Below are 8,160 nucleotides of genomic sequence, written 5' to 3' on the forward strand. Positions count from 1 at the left end.
TCTTAATGAGCGTCCCCCCAAACTGATACCCGAATCCTGAAAACACCGGTTTATCTGAAGTGGTCCCGCTCTGCAGATGGTAAATGCGGTTTTCACCTGATTCTCTTTCATATAGGTCTCCATCTGCGAGAGTATTCTTTTAGAAATACCCTTCCCCCGGAATTTTGGATCTACGGCAATATCACTCATTTCAACAGCGGAAGCATGGGTATCTGTCTCACAAGAACCTGCAGCAATTATTTTTTCAGCGGTTTCCGCAATAAAGAATGGAACCCCGGAGCTCATGATCTTTTTCAGATAATATGGTTCATGAATGGGAAAGGGGTATGTCTCAAACACGTTCCTGTACAAGGAACACATGTCAGGAATATCAGATACTTCAGCTTTTCGTATGAGAAAATCCTCTGCTGAAGAATTTTTTTGAATGGAGGGCAGATGCTGACTTTGGCATGATGTCAGATTTTTTTGGATAATACCATATGCATCTTCTTCTGCCCGGTTATGATCATAAAACCTGGATAAAAAAAGAGCATCTTCTCTCCCCTGATAATAACCTCGGATAGTAGCCTCAACCCGTGAATCCGGAGTCTGGAAATCTCTTAAAAATGATCGTGGGATTTTCAGGATAATTTTTCCATATGAGAAAACGAGTTGCAGATAATTAATCCGCTTCATGATTGCTTCCACATCATCTGGATGGAAATGTATGAGGTATATGCGGTTATTGAAATACCCATGTTGAATTAGGCTTTTGCCAATAGGAACTATAAGATCAGTCTCCATCTGTTCTCCGTGTAACCCTATCCAGATCTACTGGCAGGATGGTGATTTCATTCTCATAATCTGACAATAATGCTTCAATGCCCTGTGCTCTTTTTCCTGCGGTATCCTGATCGATTGAATGCTGAAGAATACATGCTTTACATTGGAGATCACAGGTCACTCCCTGGTACGAATCAGGTTCCTGGTATGTGGTAAACATACCCTCGTAGTTCCGAAGAACTACCTTATTTGAAGACCATGATACCAGGTAATAGGGCATAACCGGGATCTTTCCTCCTCCTCCGGGAGCATCTATTACATACGTGGGAACTGCAAGACCTAAAGTATGGCCGATCAGGCTTTCAATTATCTCTATTCCTTTTCCCACCGGGATTCTGAAATGAGCAAGCCCCTCGGCAAGATCACACTGGAACAGGTAATATGGTCTGACCCGGTTTTTCACAAGTTCATGCACCAGTTTTCTTATGATAACCGGACAATCATTCACACCTGCCAGAAGAACAGACTGGTTTCCAAGTGGAATGCCGGCATCAGCAAGTTTCGCAAGAGCAGCACGTGAATCATCCGTAAATTCCTTTGGATGGTTAAAATGAGTATTCAGCCAGAGCGGGTGATATTTTTTGAGAATTGAAACAAGATTATCAGTTATCCGGAAAGGAAGAACAACGGGAACCCGGGAACCAATTCTGATAATCTCAATATGAGGTATTTTCCGTAACCTGCTTAAGATCATGTCCAGCTGATGGTCTGAAAGCATCAGTGGATCTCCTCCTGATAACAGGACGTCACGGATCTCAGGATGGGCCTTAATATATGAAAAGGCTGCATCCAGTTCCTCTTCCAGGGGTATTGACGATACCTGACCTACTTTTCTCTTTCGTGTGCAATGTCTGCAGTACATGGCACAGGTGTTACTGATAAGAAAGAGGATCCTGTCCGGATACCGGTGTGTGATGAGAGGGCAGGGACTGTCTTCATCTTCTGCCAATGGATCATGGATATCATAATCCTCAATGATGAGTTCTCCGACAGAAGGGACTGCCTGTTTGAAAATTGGATCATGAAATGGATCATCAGTGTCTATCAGAGACAGATAATAGGGGGTGATAGACATGGGAAAGAGATCACATGTCTTATGCATCTCTTCCCGTTCAGATGCGGAGATTTTTAAGTCAAGCATCTGTTCCAGGGTGGATAGATCGGTAATACTATGTCCAACCTGCCATTTCCAGTCTTTCCATCTGGCATGAGTATGTTCCGGGGGTTGCGGGTCTGATGCTGGTATTGATTTCACAAATGTCATAATAGATCATAATATTCTGAAGTATCTCTTCAGAAGTGGAATAATTTTCTAATCAAACGATCCTGATCTGCTCCCTTGATAGGAATCAAAAAAGACTTAGTAGGTTGCGGTCCCGCTATAGGCAGCAGGATCATGGTCAAACAGCCACTCCCTGATCGGTCCGGTCCCTGGCGTAAACGGTTCATAATCATCAAACCACCGTGCATGGGCATTTGAGCAGGAGATCATAAACTTTTCATAATTTTCAGGATCGGCTGCCTGATGATACCTCATGAAGATATTATGGTTATTCATACCGACAACCTCTATCTTGCCGGTGCTATGTGACATGATAAATCTGGCCCGTTTGGCAAGTTCAGAACATCTTTTAAATGCCTTTTGCAAAGTCCAGAACGACTCTTCAACCGGAACGGAATAGATATAATTCCCGATGGTCGGACGGCACTGGAAGACATAATAGGGTGATACTCCCACAAAAGATAATTTTTTAAAGAGATCTGCCAGGACAACTGCATTATTGTTCACGCCCTCTATGATCGGCGTCTGATTCACGATTATTGCACCAGCCTGCTGAAGCATTCCTATTGCCCTGACCGATTCTGAAGAGATCTCATTCGGGTGATTGAAATGAGCCATGACATAGATCTTCTTCTCTCCGCCTGAAGCCCCCCTGATAAGATCGATGAGATCAGGATCTTCGGTGATCCTATAGGGATTATAGGCCAGCATCTTTGTCCCTATTCGTATAATCCCGACATGGTCAATCTCCCTGATTTCCCGGATCACCTGCTTGAGACGGGAAGTTGCAAGAATGAACGGATCTCCACCAGAGAGAAGAACATCGGTTACTTCAGGATGGTCCCTGACATAGCCAAGGGCTGGTGCATAGTCCCTGATGGTCTGACGCTCACAATCCATAAAGAGGCGTTTTCTGAAACAAAATCTGCAGATCCCTCCACATACATCAGATAAGAGCAGAAGGGCAGTCTGGGGATATTTATGCTGAAGTCCATGCTGGACAGTATATTTTTTCTCCTGAGACGGATCAGGACTTCCGGATCCATTCAGCTCACCCGGGTCAGGGAAGATGATCCGTTTTATTGGATCGTTTGGGTATTCCAGTCGATGAGTGAGAGATAATGTTCTGATGCCCGAAATGGGAACTTCTCGGTCACTGTGAGCAGTTTTTTCTGTTCGCATTCTGGCATGGACTGAAAATATGGAATCTGTGTAATATCTGTAATGTATGTCCCTTTCATCATGTTCACCTCCTGGTGTTCGACAATTAAAACCCCGATTAAGGGGGGAGGAAATATCCGGGGCAATTGTGGTCCAGGTATAGAGTCAATAAGATAAGGTTTAAGAAAACCAGGTTATGATATAATTAGGAGTACTTATATTTATACTTTCTTTGTTTTGATTACTACTAGTACTAATCTTAGGTTCTCCTCTTCGGAATCTATATCCATTCTTTTGATAAACTATCTTAGTTTAAGGGAGTTCGGTTTTGTCTGCCGGAACATATGAGGAACAGGTCTACTCTCTTCTGTGTCAACACCGGGAAGGACTTACAATAGAGGCAGTATCACGGTCATTGCAGATTACCCGGACCACTGCGGCACGGTACCTGGAGTCTCTCTATCATGCCGGCCGGGCAGAACGGCGTTCACTTGGACCTGCGAAGATATACCGGCCATCATTTCGGGTTTCAGGTTCTGATATACTTGCAATTCTGGATGAAGGAATCCTCATCATCAATCCTGATGGAACGATCCGGGAAGTGAACCCTGCCTTTGGATCTCAGGTTTTTCTCGCTCCTGCTGACCTGAAAGATAAGGCATTACAATACTCTTCTCTCAGCCTGATTTTTTCCGAAGATATTATCAAAACCCTTCTGGATCCTCCGGAGCAACCGATAGAAGGGATTATTCACATTTCAGATCAAGAGACAGAACGATATCTGCATTACCGGATTTTTGCAATACAGCTCCTGAATGGGGAAACCGGTTCTGCAATGATAGCCCAGGATCAGACAGAAGTAATCTCATGTAAGGAAAAAGCCCGGAGTCTGGTATCTGAATATGAAAACCAGATCTCCCTCATTCATTCAGATCTCACCAACAATCTTGAAAAAGCAAAAAATTCGGTTCGTGAGTTATCGAGCCGTGAGCGGGCCATCCGTGACCTGCTCCAGAATGTTCGGGCGATCATCCTGAAGATAAATACAGAAGGACGAGTGGTATTCTGCAATCACTATGCATCAGAGATTGCTCATCTGCATGACGGGGAACAGGATCACCCGGCTTTATTACATAGTCTGTTTCCAATAATTGACGAACACGGGGCCCTTATTGCAGATAAAATTAATGATGTCAGGGCTGGTGATACAGATTTTTCAAACTGGGATTCTCCACTCATGTTAGAAAACCGGCTAACCGATCAGGTGTATTCATGGAACCTTATCAGGCTTCGGAAAGGGAAAAAGGGGGCCTCGATGATCCTTGCCGGTTTTGATATTACAGACCTGATTCATCGGGAACGAGAGGTTGTCAGATCACAGCAGCGGATGAAATGGATACTTGATCATCTCCCTGATCCCACCTTTGCCATTGATAATACCAAGCAGGTCATTTTATGGAATAAACAACTGGAGGTTATGACTGGTCTGCAGTCTGAGGAAACAATCGGAAAATCAATCGATCTTTTTGTGCCGGCAATCTATGGATACAGACGTCCGGTTCTCGTAGATCTGATATTTAACCGGTATGATCCATCAATACCTGCATTTTTTAAAAATGTTGTCCAGGAAGGAGAAGCTCTGACAGCAGAGACGATTGCATACCGGCAGGACGGGACCTCCCGTATCTACTGGGTGAAAGTAACGCCGTATTATTCAGAATCTGGGGAACTTTCCGGAGCAATACAATCGATTCGGGATATTACCTCATTTCGCGAGGATGAAGCAAAAATCCGCGATGAAGGAGCGCTTCTCCGGGGTATCGCCGAGCATCTTCTTGATGATATACTGGTCATCAATCGTGCTGGTACTATCCTGTATGCAAATCCTTCTCTCGGAAGATTAATCGGAACCAGCCCGGAAAAAATCATTGGCTCACATATCAGCGAGGTTCATGAGATACGGAAGATCTTTCCGTCCTGTGATCGGTTTAAGTCGGTGTTCATCACCGGTGTTCCTCTTCATGACCTTTTTACCATCCAGTATGACGGCATGGAGATCCTGATGGATGCCATGTTCATTCCTGAGAAGGATCAAGCTGGGCTTATATCAGCGATTTTGATTGTGCTTCGCGATGTTACAGCAATTCGGGATGAGATAAGCCGTATGCAGCACCGGACAGCAGAATATACCGCCCCCTGATTCTTTTTTCTATTCTCACCCTCAGATCCCGGGTTACGTTTCTCTGTTTTGTCTGTTTTCCCTGTTCATCCCTGCTTTAAGAATCCTTTCTTCACGAATTACCCTTCATTTATATATAGCATCATGTAGTTTAAAAAAACTGATCGGGTGCATTCAGGCAGGATATCCGGGGCTGTTTTATGTTCATGAACTCCCAAATCTTAAGGCGTGAAGGCACGGATAGAAGAAGATAAAGTCCTGCTGGGGTCAGAGGGATATGCCCTTTATGAGCAGAGCGGATTTGGCAGACCACAAAAGGACGGGCTTCGGCTCTCTCCGGTAGAAGCACTCTATCTCGTGTACCGGGGAAGAATTGAGATTCCCGGATATGATTTTGACACGCTTCTGGTCAGGTTCTCTGAAGACGCCCACATGTTCAGATCTTTCCTGGTGTACCGTGATATCAGGGAACGGGGATACGTGGTCCAGACCGGCCCTCATGACTTCAGGGTATTTAAGCGGGGAGAAAAACCAGGAAAAGGAGAGTCCCAGTATATGGTGCGGGTACTCTCAGAGCGTGACCTGATTGATTTTTCTGTTGTCCAGGAGGAGGTCAGAACCACGCTGAATATGAGAAAACAACATATTCTTGCTGTTGTTGATGACGAGTTTGAGATAACATACTACGAAGTCAAACTCCAGACACTTCCCAAACTTGAGGGGACCCCTGAACCGCAGCCGGCACAGGGTATCCTGTCACATATTTCAGCCATCATTACCGCCGATGCCGACCGCGGGTATGATCAGGCATTTTATGGAAAACGTCTTGATGAGTCGAGGATAGTGCTCGCAACCGTCGAAGCAGCCTACCTTATGGAACAGAAACTGGTTACGATTTATCAAGGGAAAGAGCTACTGACCCCTGAACAATACCGTGAACGAATAGGAGATTCAGATCCCGAACTTGATAAGAAGATTACGGTGTATCGTCACCTGCGATCTCTTCAGTATATCCCAAAGACCGGGTATAAATTCGGTCATCATTTCAGGGTTTACTCAGGAAGGAAAATTCACTCTGAGATGCTGGTTCAAGCGATCGGCCTTGGAGAAACACTGCCGATGAACAGCATCTCCCGGTCTGTCCGCATGGCTCACAGTGTGAAAAAGAAGATGTTATTTGCCGGTATACATGATGAGGGCATTGTCTTCACAGAATTTGCACGAATAAAACTCTAGAATCATCATGGATACTGAAGTTGTGAACCCATGGGCATCAGACCAGTCTGTTGATATTGAGCGTCTGCATGCCGAGTTTGGTATTGAACGGATTGAGACCATCACCGGACTGCTTCCAGAGGTCCCTGAATTTATCAGACGCGGAATAGTCTTCGGACACCGCGATTACCGCCAGATAGCAGATGCAATCAGAACACATGAGCCTTTTTATGTGATGACCGGGTTTATGCCATCCGGTCACCCGCATCTTGGGCATCTGATGGTTATGAAGGAGGTGGTCTGGCATGTACAGCAGGGAGGAACGGGATTTATCTGCATAGCTGATCGCGAGGCACATGCTGTCCGCAATCTCTCCTGGGCACAGTGCCGGAAATATGGCAATGAATACCTCTCCTGCCTGTATGCCCTCGGATATCATGGGGAAACCTATGAGCAGAGTTCAAACCGGGTTGTCCAGGATCTGGCATTTGAAGCCTCAGCAAAGGTAAACTTTTCAGAGCTCTCGGCGATTTACGGGTTTACCCCGGATACTGACATCGGTCACGCGATGAGTGTCCTCACACAGGTGGCAGATATTCTCCATCCGCAGGTGACATCAGATCCGGCACCAACCATTGTCCCGGTTGGACTTGATCAGGATCCGCATATCAGACTTACGCGAGGAATCGCCCACAAACTCAGGATGTTCACCGTTGAGGATCGGGACACCCATGTCAGCGTTCGGTCAAAAGAGGCCCCTGATGAGGCGATGGAAGCAGTACACAAGGCTTTTCGGGGGTCGAAACGGTATGAGGGTCATATAGACATCACTAATGTTCCCCTTGATGTGGTGAAAAAGACCGTCAGGGCGATTGAGCGATCTCACGGTGGGTATGGGTTTGTCACCCCTTCGGCAACCTTTCACCGGTTCATGCCCGGTCTGACCGGTGGGAAGATGTCATCAAGTATTCCGGAGAGTATTATTGGGTTTTACGAGGATGATAAGAAGGTCACAAAGAAGATCATGGCAGCCCTGACCGGTGGCCGGATGACACTCCAGGAGCAGAAAGAACTTGGAGGAGAAGCTGATAAGTGCCCCGTTTTTCTGCTGAATCTGTTTCACATGGTATCCGATGATGCAGAACTCGCTGATATCAGACGGAAATGTATGGCCGGTGAACTCATGTGCGGGCAGTGTAAAAAAGATACTGCTGCCAGGGTTTTGGCATTCCTGGATGAGTTCAGGGAGAAGATGGCGGTTGCAGCGGAGAAAATAGCGTCTGAAAGACGGTGTTAAATTTTTACGATCTCTTCTTTTATCGTAATCTTCTTCTGTTTCACAGCCATGTTCACGTTCAGACTCCTGTACCAGCCCTGCATAGAGGTGATACCCGATCCTCATTCTCTCTCCGGCTCAGAAGGATGATGTCAAAAGAAAAGGGATGATTCCTATATACTGTATTGATTGGTTTATTCTCAAGTAGTTCTTTCCTGTTCCATC

6 protein-coding genes are annotated in these 8,160 nt (G+C 45.7%); 3 read left to right on the forward strand and 3 right to left on the reverse strand.

Translation table 11 applies throughout. The features are described from left to right. The 3 genes from ablB to PLA23_RS03175 all read right to left on the reverse strand — a co-directional run. Positions 1–783, reverse strand: a 783-nt coding sequence (ablB, locus tag PLA23_RS03165) for a putative beta-lysine N-acetyltransferase (protein WP_324473992.1), incomplete at its 3' end; no start/stop codon positions are given. Next, positions 773–2,086: a lysine 2,3-aminomutase gene (kamA, locus tag PLA23_RS03170; protein WP_324473994.1), complete on the reverse strand. Its 1,314-nt coding sequence runs from the start codon at positions 2,084–2,086 to the stop codon at positions 773–775. The genes kamA and ablB, both read right to left, overlap by 11 nt. Positions 2,087–2,182: 96 nt before the next feature. After that, positions 2,183–3,286 carry a KamA family radical SAM protein gene (locus tag PLA23_RS03175; RefSeq protein WP_324473996.1) on the reverse strand — a complete coding sequence of 368 codons (1,104 nt, stop codon included), beginning with the start codon at positions 3,284–3,286 and terminating at the stop codon, positions 2,183–2,185. 307 nt (positions 3,287–3,593) lie between these two features. Here PLA23_RS03175 and PLA23_RS03180 point away from each other — a divergent pair, with 307 nt between their 5' ends. The 3 genes from PLA23_RS03180 (at position 3,594) to PLA23_RS03190 (ending at position 7,956) form a co-directional block, all read left to right on the forward strand. Further along, complete coding sequence (locus PLA23_RS03180; protein ID WP_324473998.1) at positions 3,594–5,465, forward strand: PAS domain S-box protein; 1,872 nt, start codon at positions 3,594–3,596, stop codon at positions 5,463–5,465. A gap of 207 nt (positions 5,466–5,672) precedes the next feature. Beyond that, positions 5,673–6,680: a tRNA-intron lyase gene (gene endA / locus PLA23_RS03185; protein ID WP_324474000.1), complete on the forward strand. Its 1,008-nt coding sequence runs from the start codon at positions 5,673–5,675 to the stop codon at positions 6,678–6,680. Between the two features lie 7 nt (positions 6,681–6,687). After that, positions 6,688–7,956 carry a tryptophan--tRNA ligase gene (locus tag PLA23_RS03190; RefSeq protein WP_324474001.1) on the forward strand — a complete coding sequence of 423 codons (1,269 nt, stop codon included), beginning with the start codon at positions 6,688–6,690 and terminating at the stop codon, positions 7,954–7,956. The last annotated feature ends 204 nt before the right edge of the window (positions 7,957–8,160 follow it).

Source organism: Methanospirillum sp., from assembly GCF_035406105.1.
Lineage (GTDB): Archaea > Halobacteriota > Methanomicrobia > Methanomicrobiales > Methanospirillaceae > Methanospirillum.